At 43.5% G+C, this 20,265-nt stretch carries 15 protein-coding genes; 14 read left to right on the plus strand and 1 reads right to left on the minus strand.

Going from position 1 to position 20,265, the window contains the following annotated elements; translation table 11 throughout:
• The first annotated feature begins 4 nt into the window (after positions 1–4).
• The 6 genes from recN (at position 5) to AB3329_RS03860 (ending at position 5,578) form a co-directional block, all read left to right on the plus strand.
• On the plus strand, positions 5–1,663 hold the full coding sequence (recN, locus tag AB3329_RS03835) for a DNA repair protein RecN (protein ID WP_368394424.1): 1,659 nt from the start codon (positions 5–7) through the stop codon (positions 1,661–1,663).
• A 246-nt stretch (positions 1,664–1,909) separates the two neighbouring features.
• Positions 1,910–2,746, plus strand: coding sequence for a DegV family protein (locus AB3329_RS03840; protein WP_368394425.1), 837 nt, complete (start codon positions 1,910–1,912; stop codon positions 2,744–2,746).
• Positions 2,739–3,575: an SGNH/GDSL hydrolase family protein gene (locus AB3329_RS03845; RefSeq protein ID WP_368394426.1), complete on the plus strand. Its 837-nt coding sequence runs from the start codon at positions 2,739–2,741 to the stop codon at positions 3,573–3,575. Before AB3329_RS03840 ends, AB3329_RS03845 begins: the two co-directional genes overlap by 8 nt.
• On the plus strand, positions 3,553–4,149 hold the full coding sequence (locus tag AB3329_RS03850; protein WP_368394427.1) for a YpmS family protein: 597 nt from the start codon (positions 3,553–3,555) through the stop codon (positions 4,147–4,149). The genes AB3329_RS03845 and AB3329_RS03850 overlap by 23 nt, the downstream gene beginning before the upstream one ends.
• Before the next feature lie 111 nt (positions 4,150–4,260).
• On the plus strand, positions 4,261–4,536 hold the full coding sequence (locus AB3329_RS03855; protein ID WP_067063244.1) for an HU family DNA-binding protein: 276 nt from the start codon (positions 4,261–4,263) through the stop codon (positions 4,534–4,536).
• An 850-nt stretch (positions 4,537–5,386) separates the two neighbouring features.
• Positions 5,387–5,578: a hypothetical protein gene (locus AB3329_RS03860; protein ID WP_368394428.1), complete on the plus strand. Its 192-nt coding sequence runs from the start codon at positions 5,387–5,389 to the stop codon at positions 5,576–5,578.
• A 188-nt stretch (positions 5,579–5,766) separates the two neighbouring features.
• Here the strand turns inward: AB3329_RS03860 and AB3329_RS03865 are convergent, their stop codons facing one another.
• Positions 5,767–6,705, minus strand: coding sequence for a dihydroorotate oxidase (locus AB3329_RS03865; protein WP_368394429.1), 939 nt, complete (start codon positions 6,703–6,705; stop codon positions 5,767–5,769).
• 401 nt (positions 6,706–7,106) lie between these two features.
• Here AB3329_RS03865 and AB3329_RS03870 point away from each other — a divergent pair, with 401 nt between their 5' ends.
• The 8 genes from AB3329_RS03870 (at position 7,107) to AB3329_RS03905 (ending at position 20,151) form a co-directional block, all read left to right on the plus strand.
• Positions 7,107–7,802, plus strand: coding sequence for a phosphoglycerate mutase (locus AB3329_RS03870; protein WP_067063232.1), 696 nt, complete (start codon positions 7,107–7,109; stop codon positions 7,800–7,802).
• A gap of 229 nt (positions 7,803–8,031) precedes the next feature.
• On the plus strand, positions 8,032–10,137 hold the full coding sequence (gene pbp2b, locus AB3329_RS03875) for a penicillin-binding protein PBP2B (RefSeq protein ID WP_368394430.1): 2,106 nt from the start codon (positions 8,032–8,034) through the stop codon (positions 10,135–10,137).
• A 15-nt stretch (positions 10,138–10,152) separates the two neighbouring features.
• A complete protein-coding gene (recR, locus tag AB3329_RS03880) occupies positions 10,153–10,752 on the plus strand; it encodes a recombination mediator RecR (RefSeq protein ID WP_368394431.1) in 600 nt (199 codons plus the stop codon).
• A gap of 496 nt (positions 10,753–11,248) precedes the next feature.
• On the plus strand, positions 11,249–14,020 hold the full coding sequence (locus AB3329_RS03885; RefSeq protein ID WP_368394432.1) for a GBS Bsp-like repeat-containing protein: 2,772 nt from the start codon (positions 11,249–11,251) through the stop codon (positions 14,018–14,020).
• 149 nt (positions 14,021–14,169) lie between these two features.
• A complete protein-coding gene (locus tag AB3329_RS03890; RefSeq protein ID WP_368394433.1) occupies positions 14,170–15,216 on the plus strand; it encodes a D-alanine--D-alanine ligase in 1,047 nt (348 codons plus the stop codon).
• A 705-nt stretch (positions 15,217–15,921) separates the two neighbouring features.
• Positions 15,922–17,286 carry a UDP-N-acetylmuramoyl-tripeptide--D-alanyl-D-alanine ligase gene (locus AB3329_RS03895; protein ID WP_368394434.1) on the plus strand — a complete coding sequence of 455 codons (1,365 nt, stop codon included), beginning with the start codon at positions 15,922–15,924 and terminating at the stop codon, positions 17,284–17,286.
• Between the two features lie 451 nt (positions 17,287–17,737).
• Positions 17,738–18,412, plus strand: a complete 675-nt coding sequence (locus AB3329_RS03900; protein WP_368394435.1) for a YwaF family protein — start codon at positions 17,738–17,740, stop codon at positions 18,410–18,412.
• Positions 18,413–18,603: 191 nt separating this feature from the next.
• On the plus strand, positions 18,604–20,151 hold the full coding sequence (locus AB3329_RS03905) for a peptide chain release factor 3 (protein WP_368394436.1): 1,548 nt from the start codon (positions 18,604–18,606) through the stop codon (positions 20,149–20,151).
• Positions 20,152–20,265: the final 114 nt, after the last annotated feature.

Raw genomic sequence — 20,265 nt, forward strand, 5'->3', positions numbered from 1 at the left:
ACGCATGCTTCTAGAAATTTCCATTAAAAACTTCGCCATTATTGAAGAAATTTCCTTGAATTTTGAAAACGGCATGACTGTTTTAACTGGTGAAACCGGTGCGGGAAAATCAATTATCATCGATGCTATGAATATGATGCTGGGCAGCCGCGCTAATGTGGAAGTCATCAGGCAGGGAGCTCAAAAAGCTGAAATTGAGGGTCTTTTTACCGTTTCGGACAATCCAGCTTTAAACCAGATCTTAGCAGAAAATGGTTTGGATATTTCAGATGAATTGATTATCCGCAGAGAGATTTTAGCCAATGGCCGTTCTGTCAGCCGCATTAATGGAAAGATGGTTAATCTGGGGATTCTGCGTCTTGTCGGTCGCTATTTAGTTGATATTCACGGTCAGCACGACCAAGAAGAGCTTATGCATTCGGCCCTTCATATCAGCATGCTGGATAGTTTTGGCAGTCAGGATTTCTTTTCGCTGAAGCAGCGTTATCAGAAGCTTTTTGAAAACTACCGGCAGCTACGCAAGCAAGTTCTTGAAAAACAGCGCAGTGAGCAGGAAAACAAGGCTCGAATCGAAATGCTGGAATTTCAGCTGGCTGAGATTGAAGCGGCTGCTCTGCAGCCTGATGAAGATCAAAAGCTCTTAAAAGAGCGTGACAAGCTGTTAAACCATAAACAGATTGCTGATACCTTAACGAATGCTTCTCTTATGCTGGACAATGAAGAGTTTTCCAGTCTGTCCAATATTCGTTCAGCCATGAACGACCTGCAAAGCTTAGAAGAATTTGATTCGGACTATAAGCCTGTATCCGGCAGTATTTCTGAGGCCTATTACATCTTGGAAGAGGTCAGCAAGCACTTGGAAGATCTGACAGCGGACCTCGATTTTGATGCAGGCCTCCTGCAGCGAATCGAAGCCAGGCTGGATGTTATCAATACCATCACACGTAAATATGGCGGCAGTGTCGCTGATGTGCTGGCTTACTTTGCTGCAATCAGTCAGGAATACAGTCTTTTAACCGGCAGCAGCCAGTCTTCTGACAGCATGGAAAGAGAGCTGAAGCTACTGGAGAAAGAACTGATTCAGGCAGCCGCAGAGCTCAGTCAGAGACGCCGTCAGCTGGCTGCAGAACTTGAAAAAGAGATCAAGCAGGAACTGCAGGATCTGTATATGGAAAAGGCAGATTTCCGTGTTCAGTTTGCTAAAGGGAAATTTAACCGTGAAGGCAATGAAACAGTGGAGTTTTATATTTCGACCAATCCGGGTTCTGACTTTAAACCCTTAGTCAGAATTGCTTCGGGCGGTGAACTGTCTCGTCTTATGCTGGCTGTTAAATCAGCCTTTGCCCGCAAGGAAGAGAAAACAGCCATTGTCTTTGATGAGGTGGATACCGGTGTTTCCGGCCGTGTCGCTCAGGCCATTGCCCAAAAAATATATAAAATCGGCAGCCACGGCCAGGTTTTAGCCATTTCACACCTGCCGCAGGTCATTGCTATCGCTGACTATCAATATTACATTGAAAAACAAAGCGACAGTCAAGGTACGGTTTCTACTGCTAAACTTCTGACCAAGGCGGAGCGGATTGAAGAGATTGCCAAAATGCTTGCAGGCAACGATATCACAGATGCTGCCCGCAAACAAGCCGAAGCGCTTCTGACCAAATAACCCCCCTTTGTTTCAAGACTTAAAACGGTATCTATGAGGCTGATAGTGCAGCCGGTAGGGGCGGTGATGTTTTGGTTTTGCTGAGCTATGGTAAAAAGTGCACCGAAGGAGTTTGGGAGACGGAAGCCCATACTCTTTTTGTTTAGATTGTGGACGGCTGTTACTCATTAAACTTTCTCAGACTTTAAAATTTTGGTATAATAGGCATTGATTACAAATGAATTTGGAAATGAGATAGGATGAGAAATGGCAAATATTAAGATTGTGACCGATTCTTCAGTCACTATTGAACCTGATTTAGTTGAAGAGCTGGATATTACAGTCGTGCCGCTGTCTGTTATGATTGACGGAACAGTCTATTCAGACAGTGACCTAAAGGAAGAAGGAAAATTCCTTAATATGATGAAAAGCAGCAAAAATCTACCTAAAACCAGCCAGCCGCCAGTTGGTTTGTTCGCTGATACTTACGAAAGACTGGTAAAAGAAGGGGCAGAGCATATTGTCTCTATTCATCTAACGCATGCTTTATCCGGAACGGTAGAGGCTGCGCGTCAGGGCGCTAACCTAGCAGGACTGGATGTAACGGTTATTGATTCTACTTTTACGGATCAGGCCATGAAATTTCAAGTGGTGCAGGCAGCAAAGCTGGCAAAGGCAGGCAGTTCATTAACGGCTGTTCTGGAGGCTATCAGAGGCATTTGTGATAAAACAGAGCTTTTTATCGGGGTCTCCACTCTTGAAAATCTCGTTAAGGGCGGACGGATAGGCCGTGTGACTGGGGTTATAAGTTCTCTCTTAAATATCAAAGTGGTTATGGAATTAAAAAATCATGAACTAATTACTGTTATCAAAGGCCGCGGGCTTAAGACATTCAATAAATGGCTGGATAGTTTTATGGAGCATGTGAAGGACAGAAAGATTGCTGAACTGGGGATTTCATACTGCGGGACTGCAGACATGGCCAATGCTTTTAAGGATAAATTAGCTGTTTTTGGAGCGCCGGTTGCTGTCTTGGAAACAGGATCAATCATTCAGACCCATACAGGTGAAGGGGCATTTGCAGTAATGGTGCGCTATGAGTAAGAAGTCATTATTGAGCGGCTTTGCTTTTTTTCTGGTTTGTCTTTTGCTCTCTTTTTTGCTTTTAAACTGGCTGCTCCCTAGGGCAAAATCCCATTTTAGCTCAAACGATTTTACTGCCAGTCAGACACAGGCGCTCAGCTATGTCGCAATCGGGGATTCCTTGACAGAGGGTGTCGGCGATACAACAGAACAGGGCGGTTTTGTCCCTTTGTTGGCCCATAGTCTAACATCTGATTATCAGTATGAGGTGACGTCCAGCAATTTTGGTGTTGCCGGCAATACCAGCCAGCAGATTCTGAAGCGGATGCAAAAGGAAGCAGACATTCAGTCCGCTTTGGCTCAGGCTGATTTAATGACTCTGACAGTAGGCGGGAATGATGTTATGGCTGTTGTTCGTAAAAATCTGTCTGATTTATCTGTGGACAGTTTCACTGAACCTGCAGCAGCTTATCAGGAACGGCTGCGCCAGATTATCGAGCTGGCACGTTCCGACAATTCGGATTTGCCTATTTATATTCTAGGCATTTACAATCCTTTTTATTTAAATTTCCCGGATATGACTGCCATGCAGGAGATTGTTGATAACTGGAATCAGACAACACAGGATTTAACTCAGGAATATGATAATGTCTATTTTGTTGCGATTAATGACCTGCTTTATAAAGGGATTAACGGTCAGGAAGGGGTTGTCCAGAATACAGGGGAACAGTCTAATGTTGTTAATGATGCACTGTTTACCGGAGATAACTTCCACCCCAACAATATCGGCTATCAAATTATGTCAGATGCAGTAATGGAGAGAATCAATGAGACAAAAGAAAATTGGTAATAAAAAAAATGGATGGAAATGGGCTTTCCTCTTGCTTTTGGCTTTAAATGCAGCTCTTGTTGCTGTCGTTGTCAGCCGTGTTATACAAGTGAGAGAAAATATCCCTGAAAGCAGTACACAAAATGTGAATGAGGGCGTAAAAGTCGGGACCTTTTCAACAAATACCGAACAGCTGAATGCTGCTGTAACTGCCTATCTGGCAGACTACCAGACTGATAATACGAGCTATGCCTTTTATGCGACTTCTACAGAGATTATGTTTGAAGGCAGCTACACTTTGCTTGGTTATGAAGTGCCTCTTTATATCTATTTCCAGCCTGTACGTTTGGAAAGCGGTGCGGTTCAGCTGACAGTGACCTCTTTTTCAGCCGGAACACTTTCGCTTCCGGAAAAGCAAATCCTGCAGTATCTGCAGTCCAGCTATGATCTGCCGGATTTTGTAGAAGTTCTGCCGGATAAATCCGCTATTAATATTAATATCCAAAATCTGGATAATGCGGCTGGAGTTTACCTGAAAGCCAGTGAAATTGACTTGGTAAATGACCAGATTATTTTTGAAATCTATAAGAAATAAGCGATTTTAACACTTAATACTTGACCGATGGCTATTTTTTAGATATGATATTATCTGTTAAAGTAAATTGCTAAGGCATTTTACTTATAAATTAATTGGAGGATTTGTTAAATGGCTAACAAACAAGATTTGATTGCAAAAGTAGCAGAAGCTACTCAATTGACTAAAAAGGATTCTGCTGCAGCAGTTGATGCTGTCTTCGCAGCAGTTTCAGACTACCTTTCTAAAGGTGAAAAAGTTCAATTAATTGGCTTTGGTAACTTTGAAGTGCGTGAACGTGCAGCTCGTAAAGGCCGCAACCCACAAACTGGCCAAGAAATCGAAATCGCTGCTTCTAAAGTACCAGCATTTAAAGCTGGTAAAGCACTTAAAGACGCTGTAAAATAATTGTGTTTTCCATGAAGCCTATGCTGCCGGTTTATCGGGAGCATAGGTTTTTTTATCTTGCTGATGGGACTGAAGGCGGCCTAAGCTCTTTGCAAAAAAGATGTGGCTAAGTTGAGAATTGATTTCAAGTTAGCCAGCCGTAAACGTCTGAAAGCTTTGTCGCCTTAACAGTCGACCGCACCTTTCTAGTCGTTCTGGCAGGGGTGCGCCTACGAAATCAAAGATTTCTGGCTTACCGCCAGCCGCGTAAACGTCTGAAAGCTTTGTCGCCTTAACAGTCAACCGCACCTTTCTAGTCGTTCTGGCAGGGGTGCGCAGACTAAATCAAAGATTTCTGGTTTACCGCCAGCCGTAAACGTCTGAAAGCTTTGTCGCCTTGACAGTCGACCGCACCTTTCTAGTCGTTCTGGCAGGGGTGCGCCTACGAAATCAAAGATTTCTGGCTTACCGCCTTTTTGCTTTGCTCTTTAAACGGGCTTTGTATCTTGTTGGAATTGAACACGCCCTAAGAGCTGTGCAAAAAAGACAGCCCTCCCTTGAGTCTCTGGTGACTCATCGGTCAGGCTCCTATTTTTGCTTTGCTCTTTAAACGGGCTTTGTATCTTGATGAACTGAACACGCCCTAAGAGCTGTGCAAAAAAGACAGCCCTCCCTTGAGTCTCTGGTGACTCATCGGTCAGGCTCCTATTTTTGCTTTGCTCTTTAAACGGGCTTTGTATCTTGATGAACTGAACACGCCCTAAGAGCTGTGCAAAAAAGGCAGCCCTCCCTTAAGTCTTTAGTGACTCGCGGTCAGGCTACTATTTTTGCTTTGCTCTTTAAACGGGCTTTGTATCTTGTTGGAGGTAGGATGTTTGGTATTATTGTTATGTTGATGGTTTTTTTGTCTCTTGTGAGGATAGTCAGTCTGATTTTTCTGTCTAGGGCTATGAAGCCTGATACCGGGCATATGTTGTCTAAAGGAAAAGAGGAGTCTGCTTCCGAGCAGGAGCTCTTACAGGCAGAAGCAGAAGAAGAAAGAGAGTTCGAGTCTTTCTTTTGAGGCTGAATCCATCATCGAACAAAACCCCTGTCATCTGGCTGTAAATGCCAAAATGGACAGGGGTTTTTTATTATCGTAAAGAAGAGGCAGGGACAAAAGTCCTGCCTTGTTTTACTTTTTTAGACCTATGCGTTTGACGCAGTGGTTGTTTCACTCTCTTTGGCAACAAGGCTGCTGTCTTTTAGGTATTAATCATTAATATAGCGAAGTTTTCCGCGAAAATCGGCTAAATTTTTATAACCTTTGCTTTTCATGATGGCTTTCAATTCAGATGTGATGCGGGTAAAAACGTCCGGCCCTTCTTGATGTAAAACGGTTCCCAGCTGAACCATGCTGGCACCGCAAAGGATATGCTCAAAAACATCACGACCGGATTTGACGCCTCCGGTTCCGACAATCTGGATACTTGGCTTCAGTCGCTGATAGAAGGCATGGACATTAGCCAGCGCTGTTGGTTTTACATAGTCACCGCCGATACCGCCAAAACCATTTTTGGGTTTAATGACTGCTTGTTCATCTTCAATCACCAAACCATTGCCGATAGAATTAATGCAGTTGACAAAAGTTAAGGGGAATTGATTGAAAATCTGCGCTGCCTGATCAAAATGAACCATATCAAAATAAGGCGGCAGTTTAAGGCCAAGCGGTTTCTTGTAATAAGTGAAGACTTCCTGAAGAATATTTTGAGTTGTTTCAAAGTCATAAGCGATCTGCGGTTTGCCGGGAACATTTGGACAGGAAAGGTTGAGCTCAACTAGTCCCTGATAATCAGAAGCCTGAACAGCTTTTAAAATATGATGGGTTTCTTCAGGTGACATGCCGACCACTGAGAGGAAGTGGGGTTTGCTGCCGTCTTGTTTTTGCAGATCGATAACATAATCCAGATAGTACTGGTAGCCGAAGTTTGGCAGCCCCATGGAATTGATAGAGCCTAAGGCAGTGTCAGCATAACGTGGTTTTGGATTGCCCTCACGCTTTTTGAAAGTTCCGGTTTTTGTCACAAAAGAACCGGCTGCTGATTGTTCAATGGCTGCCAGTTCATCCTTTGTCATGCAAAAAACGCCCGCAGCATTCATAAGGCAGTTGTTAAAATGAAAATCTCCGATTGTCGTTTGTGTTGAAACCATGATTACCTCCGAAAGAACTTTTTTTCATTCTACTATTTAAGTCCTTCAAAAGCAAGTCTTTCTGTTAAATCGAAAGCTGCCGTCTGCTTTTTTCGGAAAGAGGCTAGCTTTTTTCTTGACTTTTTTGTAAAATAGTAAGAGTAAGCGGCCGTAAGGCTGTCGATCAACTGGAACAAAGTGTAAAACTGTAGAAAAAACGCAGCTTTCTTCTGTCTCTTTTGGTTTGATAGTTTAATGATTAAACCTATCAGGTCTGGCAGGTTTCCTGTTTTTAAGGCGGATCCTCAACAGTTATCAAGGCTGTCCGAGGCAGCAGGCACTCGGTTGAAAAGCTGATTTGTGCTAGTTTTTGCTATGATTTTAACGAACTTTGTATCATTTAAAAAGGAGAAGACGATCTAATGGTAAAATTAGTATTTGCACGTCACGGTGAGTCAGAATGGAATAAGGCTAATCTTTTTACTGGCTGGGCCGATGTTGATTTATCAGAAAAAGGCACACAGCAGGCCATTGATGCCGGCAAATTGATTAAAGAGGCTGGTATTGAATTTGATTTGGCTTTTACTTCAGTGCTGACTCGTGCTATCAAGACAACTAATTTAGCTCTTGAATATTCAGACCAGCTTTGGGTTCCTGTAGAAAAATCATGGCGCCTGAATGAGCGGCATTATGGCGGCTTGACTGGTAAAAATAAGGCAGAAGCTGCAGCGCAGTTTGGTGATGAGCAAGTGCATATCTGGCGCCGGTCTTATGATGTGTTGCCGCCGGCTATGGCTAAAGATGACCAGTATTCAGCACATACTGACCGCCGCTATGCTAACCTTGACGATACTGTTGTACCTGATGCTGAAAATCTGAAAGTTACTTTGGAGAGGGCTTTGCCATTTTGGGAAGATAAGATTGCACCGGCTCTTAAAGATGGGAAAAATGTCTTTATCGGTGCACACGGCAACTCGATTCGCGCTCTTGTAAAACATATTAAACAATTGTCAGATGACGATATTATGGGAGTTGAGATTCCCAACTTCCCGCCTCTTGTTTTTGAATTTGATAAGGATTTAAATGTTACAGCAGAATACTATCTCGGTCAAGAGTAGGACTGTTTTGGCCGGAACTTCAGGGTGTCTCAGAATATACGGCTCCCGGTTAAAAAATAATTAAAAGCGGGCTAAGCTGTCCAAAAAGCCAGATTCCTTGAGTCTGTCTCTTTGAAAGACGGCTGGTCCTGCTTTTTTTCATTTTTAGGGGACTAAAATGCAAATTTAGAAAAGGAAACAGGTTTTTTATGATAAAATAATAATATGCACCTTTTGAAAAGTATGGAGAATGAGACTAGTGAAGAACAATTTTAAATTAAAACTTCATATTGTTAAACGTCCGGCAAGTATTCCGCGCCGGGTCAATCTTTTATTTGGAATTATCGTTTTGCTGTTTACCATTATTATTTTTCGTCTGGCTCAGATGCAAATTATCAATAAAGACTTCTATACAGCCAAACTGACAGCCACAACAACCTATACCGTCAAGACATCCAGTCCCCGCGGGTCGATTTATGATGCGACGGGAAGACCTTTGGTTGAAAATGAAGTTAAAGAAGTTGTAGCCTTTACCCGCAGCAATACAGTTACTGCTGCTGATATTAAAGCTTTAGCTCAGGAATTGGCTAATTATGTTACTCTGACTCAGACTAATGTCTCTGAGCGGGCCAAGAAGGATTATTATTTAGCTGACAGTCAGACTTACCAAGAGGTTGTAGACAGCCTGCCCGACAAGAAGAAAAATGATAATTTCGGCAACAGTCTTACGGAATCGGAAATTTATGCCAATGCTGTTGATGCTGTCACAGACGAGCAGATTAATTACTCGGAAGATGAGCTGAAAATTATTTATATCTTTAACCAAATGAATTCTGCTTCCACTTTCTATACAGTCAACTTAAAAACAGGTGATTTGACAGAGGAACAGGTGGCTTATCTGACGGCTAATCAGGCTAATTTGCCGGGGATTACTGTGACAACAGACTGGACACGAAGGAGTATTGACACATCATTATCCGATATTTTAGGAACGGTTTCCTCAGAGGAAACCGGTCTCCCGGAAGAGGAAGCTGATGCTTATCTGGAAAAAGGCTATTCTTTAAATGACCGGGTTGGGACCTCCTATCTGGAAAAACAATATGAGGATGATCTGCAAGGGAAGCGGACTGTCCGAACAATTAAAGTGGATAAGGACGGTGAGATTCTAAGCGATGATATTACCGCTGAAGGAACTGACGGCGATAATTTGAAGCTGACCATTAATTTGGACTTTCAGGAAGGTGTGGAGAGCATCTTGCAGCAGTACTTTAACAGTCAGCTGGCATCAGGCTATGCGGCCTATTCGGACGGCATGTATGCTGTGGCTTTAGAGCCTAAAACTGGCAAGGTTTTAGCATTGGCCGGACTTTCGCATGAAGTGGGCTCCAGTACAGTTGAAGCTAATAATATTGGAGCGATTAACAGTGTTTTCACGCCCGGTTCTGTCGTCAAGGGGGCTACTTTGTCATCGGGCTGGGAAAATGGGGTGCTCTCCGGCAATGAGGTGCTTTATGACCAGCAGATCGGCAGTATCAGATCATGGTTTACTCGCGGTTTCACGCCAATCAGTGCAGCTCAGGCCTTAGAGTACTCATCTAATACTTATATGGTTCAGGTTGCTTTGCGACTGATGGGACAGGAATACACAAGTGCTGATGCGATGACGACCAAAGGCTATAAAGAAGCGATGGCAAAGTTGAGAGCGACTTATGCCCAGTACGGAATGGGGACAAGCACAGGTCTTGATTTGCCGGAATCTGAAGGCTATCTGCCGGATGATTTTGAAATGGGAAATGTTCTCAATGAAGCTTTTGGCCAGTATGATTCTTATACGACCATTCAGCTGGCTCAGTATGCAGCAACGGTGGCCAATGATGGAAAACGGATGGCTGCTCATATTGTGGAGGGTGTCTATCATAATAATGAATCCGGTGATTTAGGCGAGCTGGTCCGGACCATTGAAAGTGAAACATTGGACACAGTTGGGATTTCTTCTGAAGAGATGGCAATTATCCAGCAGGGTTTTTACAATGTTGTTAACAGCTACAGTGCTTACGCGACAGGAACCGATATGGCAAGCGGAATCACCACTATCAGCGGGAAAACCGGTACAGCTGAAACTTCTGTAACAGATTCCTCAGGCAGAAGTATCTCCACGGTTAACCTTAATGTTGTTGCCTACGATGCTGACAGAAGCATTGCTGTGGCTGTGGTTTATCCGCATGCTTCTGATGACAGTGTCAATGCCCATAAATATGCAGCCAGAGATATCATCAATCTCTATGTCTCTTCCTATGCTTCCAGTGAAACCGATGAAACTGATGAGTCTTCTGATGAAACAAGCCAGACTGAATAATTCAAGGAGGTTTTCATGCTTTATCCCACTCCTATTGCTAAATTGATTGAAAGTTTTACTAAACTCCCTGGGATCGGGATTAAAACAGCAACCCGCCTGGCCTTTTATACTGTGGGTATGAATGATGAAGATGTTAACGATTTTGCTAAAAATCTTTTGTCCGCTAAGCGTGAACTGACATACTGCTCTGTCTGCGGTAATTTAACAGATGATGATCCTTGCAGTATTTGCAGCGATGAAACGCGGGATAAAACAGTGGTTTTAGTTGTTGAAGATGCAAAAGACGTCTCTGCTATGGAGAAAATTCAGGAGTATCATGGTCTTTATCATGTGCTTCATGGGCTGATTTCTCCCATGAATGGTGTCGGTCCGGATGATATCAATTTAAAAGGTCTTATTACCCGTCTGCAGGAGGATAATGAGATTTCTGAGGTGATTATTGCTACCAATGCGACAGCTGATGGTGAAGCAACCTCAATGTATCTGTCCCGCCTGCTGAAACCTGCTGGCATTAAAGTCACGCGATTGGCCAGAGGTCTTGCTGTAGGTTCAGATATTGAGTATGCAGACGAAATGACTTTGCTTCGAGCAATTGAGAACCGGACAGAAATATAATGTTTCTTTTTTACAGCTGATTTCAAAAGGCTAGGAAAACACTTAGGTAAAGCAGGGGCTGCCATGTAAGGCAGCCTCTGTTTTTTTAAACGGGCTTTGTATCTTGTGGAACTGAACACGGGCTAAAATCCTAGTGAAAAAGATGGCTGTCAGCGTGATGCCAGCATCACTTGCCATCCCCTATTTTCATACAGATTTTTATACGCCCTTTGTATCTTGTGGAACTGAACACGCCCTAAACGCTGCGGGAAAAAGATGTCCTGACTTAGAATCTGGTGATTCGTCAGTCAGTCCCCTATTTTCCTTTTGCGTTTTTCACGGGCTTTGTATCTTGTGAATTGAACACGGGCTAAAATCCTAGTGAAAAAGATGGCTGTCAGCGTGATGCAAGCATCACTTGCCATCCCCTATTTTCATACGGATTTTTATACGCCCTTTGTATCTTGTGGAAGGTTTGTTATAATGGAGGGAGAATATTTTTTAGTGAGGAGTATTTATGGAGATTAAAGGTCATGGGACGATAAAAAAATCGAAAGCTTATGGTGCTATTGGAACGCTGCTTCTATCAGGTGTGCTGTTATTTGCTGCAGGGGGCGGAACTGTAAAGGCTGATGAAACGGTCGGTCATTCAGATACTGCTGAAAGCGTCCTCGCAACTGCAAGTGTACCTGCTGACAATAGCAGTACGGCTCTTTCAGATGCTGTCATTGCTGACAGTGCTGAAAATATGGAAACTAGAAGCAATGCCCTTGAGTCGGGACCAGCAGCTGACATTAGTGAAAATGTTAGTTCAGAAAGTGTTGATATAGGTGCTGCAGAAAATCTGGACGGCCCTATATTATCTGAAGATGATTCTCAGCCGTCCCTGCCGTCAGAAGAAGCGGTTTATGATGAATCAAGGGAGTCTTTAGACAAAGGAGATGCCGAACCCGCCGACAGCGGACAGGGAGAAACTGCAGAAGGGCCTGCTCTTGCTGCTGAAACACGGGAGAAAGCCGCGACAGGAGCAGCTGCGTCGGAAGTAACCAGTATTACTATTGGCGACAGAGGGTTTAATCTGCAGTATAATCAGGCTATTGCAGCTGGTACCGAAATTCTGTTTGCGGTCTGGTCTAATGTCAATGGCCAGGATGATTTGATTTGGTATACTGCCGATAAAAATGGAAGGGCAACGGCAAAATACACTGGTACTTACGGAAACTATCATATCCATACTTATCAAAATGCAAATGGTCAAATGATTGGTTTGAACGCTGCCACTGTTGATCTTTTACAGCCTAATGTCAGTGTGGCGGTTACCAAAGTCAGTAAAACAGCCTATAAGATTACGGTGACTGATGCTCCGGCTTATATCACCGATATCCTGCTTCCTACCTGGACAAGCGCTAACGGTCAGGATGACCTGATCTGGTATAAGGCTGCTAAAGCTGCAGACGGGACCTATTCAGCTACTGTCAGTACAGCGGAACATTACCTCGAAAGCGGCGACTATAATGTTCATGTATATGGTGAAAGTGCTGTAACAAATAGCCTATCAGCTTTGACAGGAACAAGTTTCAAAAATGATTACGTTTATGGAGATATTGCTGTCAGCGCCAGCCTAGGCCAAAATGGTATCGATATTACCATGCCTAGTGATGTGAGCAAAGCTCTGACAGTCTACCATGCGGTCTGGTCTGCGCATAATGGTCAGGACGATATGGTTTGGTATAAGGTTGGCAGCTCTGGTCAAACAAGGGCAGCCTACACAGGTGATTACGGCACTTACCATATCCATACTTACGGGATTATCAATGGGCGCATGGTTGGTTTGAGTGCTATAAATGTTGATGTAGCCAGACCTAATGTTTCGGTCCAGTTGGATAAGGTTAACGAAACATCAGTCCGAGTGACAGTTCGTGATGTTCCGGCTTATTTTACCAACATTACCCTCCCTACTTGGACAAGTAAAAACGGTCAAGATGATCTTAAATGGTACCAAGCTGTTAAAACGGGTGACGGAACCTACAGTTTGACCTTCTATGCCAAAGATCATCAGTTTGAATCAGGGCATTATAATGTCCATGTTTATGGACAAAGCCAGGTGACCCAGTCTTTTGTCGGCTTAACAGCAACAAATGGCATTGATTTAAGTTTTTCAGGAGAACTCTCCAATCCCGCTGTCACTGTTCAAAATTATGATGCTGCAAAAGGAACCTTGCAGGTGCTGGTAACTGAAACAGAAAATTCAAAAGCTATCGCCAGTCTTGCAGTAGCTGCTTGGTCTCAGTCGGGGCAGCAGAATATTTACTGGTATACTGCAGAGGTTATTAATGGCAGAGCAGTAGTTACGGTTGACGAAAAATACCATCACAATATTTCAGGCGATTATACAGTCCATGCTTATGTCAAAACCAAGGACGGCGAGACCATAGGCTATGATTTAAGGACTTACAGACTGGCAAATAAAGAAGCTTCAGCCAACGTTTCAACAAGTTATCAAGGGACAGGTGTTTATGCTGTTTCTATTTCAGGTGTTTATTCAAACGGAGCAGTCAAATATGCTGTCTGGTCAGATGCCGGCGGTCAAGACGATCTTGTCTGGTATGATGCTGCTGTTTCCGGAACCAATGCAGGCGGTGTCATTAATGTCGCCAATCATTCTGGCACAGGAACCTATCATCTCCATGTTTACCAATCTGATAACGGTCAGATGTACTTCCTGACCTCGACCGATTTTACAGTAAGCCGAGCGACTTACACAACACCTTACTATAACCAAAGAGACGGCCGCTGGGGCAATACACGCTATGGCTATTATACAATGGCATCGACAGGCTGTGTTCCGACAGCTTTAGCGATGGTTTTCACGTCATTGACAGGAACAGAAGTGCTGCCGACAACTGTTGCAGATTACCTCTACAATCAAACCGTTGAATTTAACCGAGGGGGCGAAGGAACAACCGGGCGAGGCATCCTGCTGGCTTCGAATCAATGGGGAATGACTGCCACTGTTCTCAGTTCATCCTCTGCCCTGTCTGCTGCCCTGCAGGAAGGTCATCAGGTTGTAGGGGCTGTCCAGCTGAATAAATTTTCTCCATGGGGCTGGGGAACCAGCCATGAGCTTGTCTTAAAAGGCTATTCAAACGGCAATACTTATGTATTTGACCCCTATAATGCTGCTAATAACGGCTGGTATCCGATTGCTTCGCTCTGGAATGAACAAAGCACACAAGCCGGTGATGTCAACGGTTTGGGCAGACCATTTGTTAAAATAACTGATATTTAAACCAGTTAATGTCAAAATTTTATTAAAGAAAGCTGCCCTGTTTTATGACGGGCAGCTTTTTAATAGCAGAATACCTGTATTTTTTGTAAATAAACAGCAATTATGATATGATTAAGACTGATAAATCAAAGAAAAGGACAGGAAAAATAATGTCTAAGCAAACTTTAATCCTGCTTTACGGCGGCCGTTCTGCAGAGCGTGAGGTCTCAGTACTTTCTGCTGAGAGTATTATACGTGCAGTTGATTATCACCAATTTTTGGTAAAAACTTACTTTATCACTCAGGCTGGTGACTTTATTCAGACACAGATATTTTCTGAGGCGCCGGGACCTGATGAAAAGCTAATGACCAATGAGACGGTTATTCCGGCACAAAAAGTGGCACCGAGTGCTATTTACCAAACTGATGCAGTTGTTTTTCCTGTTCTTCACGGGCCTATGGGTGAGGACGGTTCTGTTCAGGGGTTTCTTGAAGTACTGCGTCTTCCTTATGTGGGGACAAATGTTCTGACTTCAGCAGGAGCAATGGATAAAATCGTTACGAAACAAATTTTAGAAAGTTTCGGCATTCCTCAGGTTGCTTATATCGCTTATTTTGAAGGAGATGATCTGGAAAAAGCCATAAATCAGGCTGAAGAGAAGCTTTCCTACCCTGTTTTTGTCAAACCGGCCAACATGGGTTCAAGTGTGGGGATTTCCCGTGCAGCAAACAGAGAGGAGCTCCGTCAGGCCATCGGCTTGGCTCTTAAATATGACAGCCGTATTTTAATTGAGCAGGGAGTGACTGCCCGTGAGATTGAAGTCGGACTTTTAGGAAATAGGGAAATCAAAACTACTCTGCCCGGCGAAGTGGTCAAGGATGTTGCTTTTTACGATTATGAAGCCAAGTATATTGACAATAAAATCAGCATGGCTATTCCAGCTCAAATTGACGGGAGGGTTGCGGAGAAGATGCGGCATTATGCGGCCAAGGCCTTCCGTGCGCTTGGAGGATGCGGGCTGTCACGCTGTGATTTCTTTTTAACAGAAAATAATCAGATTTACCTCAACGAACTAAATACAATGCCGGGCTTTACCCAATGGTCCATGTATCCCTTGCTGTGGGAAAATATGGGCTTGAGTTATACGGATTTAATCAGTGAACTTGTCCGTCTGGCACAGGAAATGTTCCACAAAAGAGAAGATCACCTGTTTTAAGAATACCTTATCCCAAACCTTCAAGAATACCTGAAGGTTTTTTATTAAGATACAAAGGGCGTTCAAGCTCACAGCAAAAATAGGAGCCTAACCGCCGAGTCACCAAAGACTCAAGGGAGGGCTATCTTTTTTGCATAGAGCTTAGCCCGTGTTCAATTCACAAGATACAAAGGGCGTTCAAGCTCACAGCAAAAATGGCGGTAAGCCAGAAATCTTTGATTTCGTCTGCGCACCTCTGCCAGAACGACTAGAAGGGTGCGGTCGACTGTTAAGGCGACAAAGCCTTCAGACGGCTACGGCTGACGGTAAGCCAGAAATCTTTGATTTCGTCTGCGCCCCTGTGCCAGAACGACTAGAAGGGTGCGGCAGGCTGTAAAGACTGCAAAGCCTTCAGACGTTTACGGCTGACGGTAAGCCCGAAATCTTCGATTTCGTCTGCGCCCCTGTGCCAGAACGACTAGAAGGGTGCGGCAGGCTGTAAAGACTGCAAAGCCTTCAGACGTTTACGGCTGACGGTAAGCTAAAAAGAGCGAGGCAGATTTCCAAGATTATAACCTTTCCTTGTTTTCTGTTCTTAAACTGAGGCTGTTGCTTTATTTTGACAGCTCCTCAAAGAAAGTCAGCAGCAGACTGCTTCAGCGTAATGGACTATCTTTATGGTATAATGAGAGCATAAAGTTTTTAGCAGCAGAAAGCGAGAGAAATATGAAATTAAGTCTACATGAGCTTGCCAGAGTTGTCGGTGGCAAAAACACCGTTTCCGATTTTGCTGACCTTTCCCTTCATCATGTTGAATTTGACAGCCGTAAAGTAACAAAGGGTGACTTGTTTCTGCCCTTAAAAGGTCAGCGTGACGGACATGATTTTATTGACGCTGCTTTTGCCAAGGGAGCGGCAGCAACACTGTCAGAAAAGCCTGTTGACAATGTCCCTTATATCTTGGTCGATGATGTCTTAGTAGCCCTGCAGAGACTGGCTAAATATTATCTTGAAAAACAGCGGGTCGATGTGATTGCTGTAACAGGTTCTAACGGTAAAACAACCACAAAAGATATGATTGCTGCTATCCTGTCCACAACCTACAAAACTTATAAAACGCAAGGGAACTACAATAACGAAATCGGCTTGCCCTATACAGTCTTGCATATGCCGGATGATACAGAAAAAATTGTTTTAGAAATGGGACAGGATCATCTGGGAGATATTCATCTTTTGTCAGAGATTGCTAAACCTCGAATTGCTGTGGTGACACTTATTGGTGAGGCGCATTTGGAATTTTTTGGCACACGTGAAAAAATTGCTCAAGGGAAGATGCAGATCGCAGATGGTATGGATTCCGACGGGATACTAATCCTTCCGGATGACCCGATTCTTGATGCCTTTTTACCGGAAAATCAGACAGTTATCCGTTTTGGTTCTGGGCAGGAAATCGGCGTGGAGAATATTGTCGAGCAAAAAGATAGGCTGACTTTTACAACTAATCTCCTGAGCGATCCTGTTACTCTGCCTTTATCAGGTAAATACAATGCAACTAATGCTGTTATCAGTGCCTATGTCGGCAAGTTATTAGCGGTGTCTGATGCCGATATCCTTTCAGCCTTAAGTGAAATCAGTCTGACAGGCAATCGGACAGAATGGAAAAAAGCTAAGAACGGTGCCGATATTCTTTCAGATGTTTATAATGCTAATCCTACAGCTATGCGATTAATTTTGGAAACTTTTTCAGCTATCCCCAATAACACCGGCGGTAAGAAAATAGCTGTTTTAGCTGATATGAAAGAGCTGGGAGAGCATTCTGTTCAAATGCATACCAGTATTGTGACCCGACTGCTGCCGGACATTTTAGACACTGTCATTTTTTATGGTGAAGATATTGCCGAGCTGGCTGAATTGGCCAGCCAGATGTTTCCGCCCGGAAAGGTTTATTATTTTAAGAAAAACGAGCAAGAGGATCAGTTTAACGAAATGGTAGCCGCTATCAAAAGTCTCCTGCAGCCCTGCGATCAAATTTTATTTAAGGGCAGCAATTCCATGCAGCTAGAGAAAGCAGTGACAGAACTGCAAAAATGACGGTAAGTCCGAAATCTTTGATTTCGCAGACGCCCCTGTGCCAGAACGGCTAGAAGGGTGCAGTAAAAATTTAAGCTTTCAAAGTCGTCTCAGGTCTGTTCAATAGAACGCTAGTCGTCTAGTGGCACTTTATCCGCTTTTTCAAAGCTTTAAATGGCCTACTAGGTTTTGCGGGGGTGGGACGACGAACTCAATAATTTGGGTTCTGTCCCACTCCCAGACGTCTACGGCTAGCTAACTTGAAATCAATTCTAAACTTAGCCGCATCTTTTTCCCGCAGCGTTTAGGGCGTGTTCAATTAACAAGATACAAAGGCCGTATAAAACGCAAAAGGAAAATAGGGGACTGACTGACGAATCGCCAGATTCTAAGTCAGGACATCTTTTTCCCGCAGCGTTTAGGGCGTGTTCAATTCATAAGATGCAAGTCTGATAAAAAATAGGAGATGACAATGTTAAAGGATTTTTTGACAACTCAGGCAACTGAGCCGCCCTTAATATCACTGATTGTTTACCTTATCATGATGGGGGCTTTGCTGGCCTTAGTTTATATTTCTGTCAAGTGGCATGACAGGCCGCATTTTGTCCGTTTATTCAAAAGGATTCAGCTGCTGCAGCTCCTTTCCCTCTATCTTTGGTACAGTATCTGCCTGATTCCTATTTCAAATAGCCTGCCGCTTTATCACTGCCGTTTGGCGATGCTGGCTATTTTGTTTTTGCCGGACAATTCATCAATTAAGCAGTATTTTGCTTTGATGGGCTTTAGCGGAGCTATTTTTGCTTTGATTTATCCTGTGCTGGATCCTTACGATTTTCCACATATTACTGGTGTCTCTTTCATTGTTGGCCATTATGCTCTTTTGGTGAACAGTCTTAATTATCTGCTGAATCATTACCGGGTAAAGAAACTGTCTTTTGGTAAAATTACAGGCTATACTTTTATCTTAAATCTTTTTTTAGTAGGTGTTAATCATGTGACAGGCGGGAACTATGGGATTCTTCGGAATACCCCGATTATTGATAACAGCCGCATTTGGTTTAATTATTTGGTGGTATCTCTTGTTTTAAGCCTGAGTTTGGTGCTGTTTGCCCTTTATTTTAATCATAAAAAAGTCCCGAAAAGGTAACTTCCGATATAAAATGATTAGTTACAGACAGCTCCCTGCATTGCACTCACGACTAGATTTCGTTATAATAAAGAAGCTCTAAGCACCATAAGTTATCAAAAAATTGGCTGTGCTTGGCACTGAAATGAGAGTCCGGGCCTTTTTGACCTGACTCCTGCTCAAAAATACAAGGAAATAGGTAAAGAGAATAAATGACAGTTCAAGATGCTATTAAAAAACGCCGAACTTTTGCTATCATCAGTCACCCGGATGCCGGAAAGACGACGATTACTGAGCAGCTTTTGTATTTTGGCGGTGAGATTCGTGAAGCTGGGACGGTTAAAGGAAAGAAGACAGGTACGTTTGCCAAATCCGACTGGATGGATATTGAGAAGCAGCGCGGCATTTCTGTAACGTCTTCTGTTATGCAGTTTGATTATGCCGGAAAGCGTGTCAATATTCTTGATACACCGGGGCATGAAGACTTTTCGGAAGATACTTACCGTACGCTGATGGCAGTAGATGCGGCCGTCATGGTTGTGGATTCAGCTAAGGGGATTGAAGCACAGACCAAAAAGCTTTTTGAAGTTGTCAAACACCGCAATATCCCTGTCTTTACTTTTATTAACAAACTGGACCGAGACGGTCGTGAACCGCTGGATTTGCTGGAAGAACTGGAGGAAGTTTTAGGTATCGCCAGTTATCCGATGAATTGGCCGATTGGTATGGGAAAATCTTTCGCCGGTCTGTATGACCTGCATCATCAGCGTTTGGAACTTTACAAAGGAGACCGGCGCTTTGCGGAACTTGCTGAAGGGAAGGAACTCTTTGCAGACAATCCTTTCTATGAACAGGTTTTGGAGGACGTTGAACTGTTAGAGGAAGCCGGCAATGCTTTTTCAGAAGAGGCTGTTTTAACCGGAGATTTGACACCTGTCTTTTTTGGATCGGCATTGACTAATTTCGGGGTCCAAACCTTTTTAGATACTTTTCTGGACTATGCTCCGGAGCCGCACAGTCATAAAACAACAGAAGAGCGGGCTGTTTCTCCTTATGATGAAACCTTTTCTGGTTTTGTTTTTAAAATTCAGGCTAACATGGATCCGCGCCACCGTGACCGTATTGCCTTTGTCCGTATTGTATCCGGTGAATTTGAACCTGGGATGGCTGTAAAACTGACACGGACTGGTAAAACTCTTAAACTGGCCAATGTGACCCAGTTTATGGCTGAATCCAGAGAAAGTGTCAGCAGAGCTGTGGCAGGAGATGTTATTGGTGTTTACGATACAGGAACTTATCAAGTAGGAGATACTTTGACTGCCGGCAAGCAGACTTTTGCCTTTGAACCGCTTCCGACCTTTACACCTGAGCTTTTTATGAAGGTGACAGCCAAAAATGTCATGAAGCAAAAGTCATTTCACAAGGGGATTGAACAGTTGGTGCAGGAAGGCGCCATTCAGCTTTATACCAATTATCAGACTGGCGAATATATGCTTGGTGCGGTCGGTCAGCTTCAGTTTGAAGTTTTCAAACATCGTATGGAGAACGAATATAAGGCAGAAGTGGTTATGACGCCGATGGGCAAGAAAACCGTCCGCTGGCTTAAGCCGGAGGATTTGGACGAAAGAATGTCGTCCAGCCGCAATATTTTGGCTAAAGATCGTTTTGAGCAGCCTGTTTTTCTTTTTGAAAATGATTTTGCGCTTCGCTGGTTTGCGGATAAATATCCTGATGTTGTTTTAGAAGAAAAGATGTCCTGAGCATTTCGTGGAAGGCCATCTTTTACTCCTAGCTGATCTAGGCTTAAAGCTGCTGGCCTATGAAAGCGTGTTATTTATGAAATTAAGCTGATTCTCTATCTTTTTTTTCTGGAT

Source organism: Streptococcus huangxiaojuni (genome assembly GCF_040930515.1).
In the GTDB taxonomy this organism is placed as follows: Bacteria; Bacillota; Bacilli; order Lactobacillales; family Streptococcaceae; genus Streptococcus; species Streptococcus huangxiaojuni.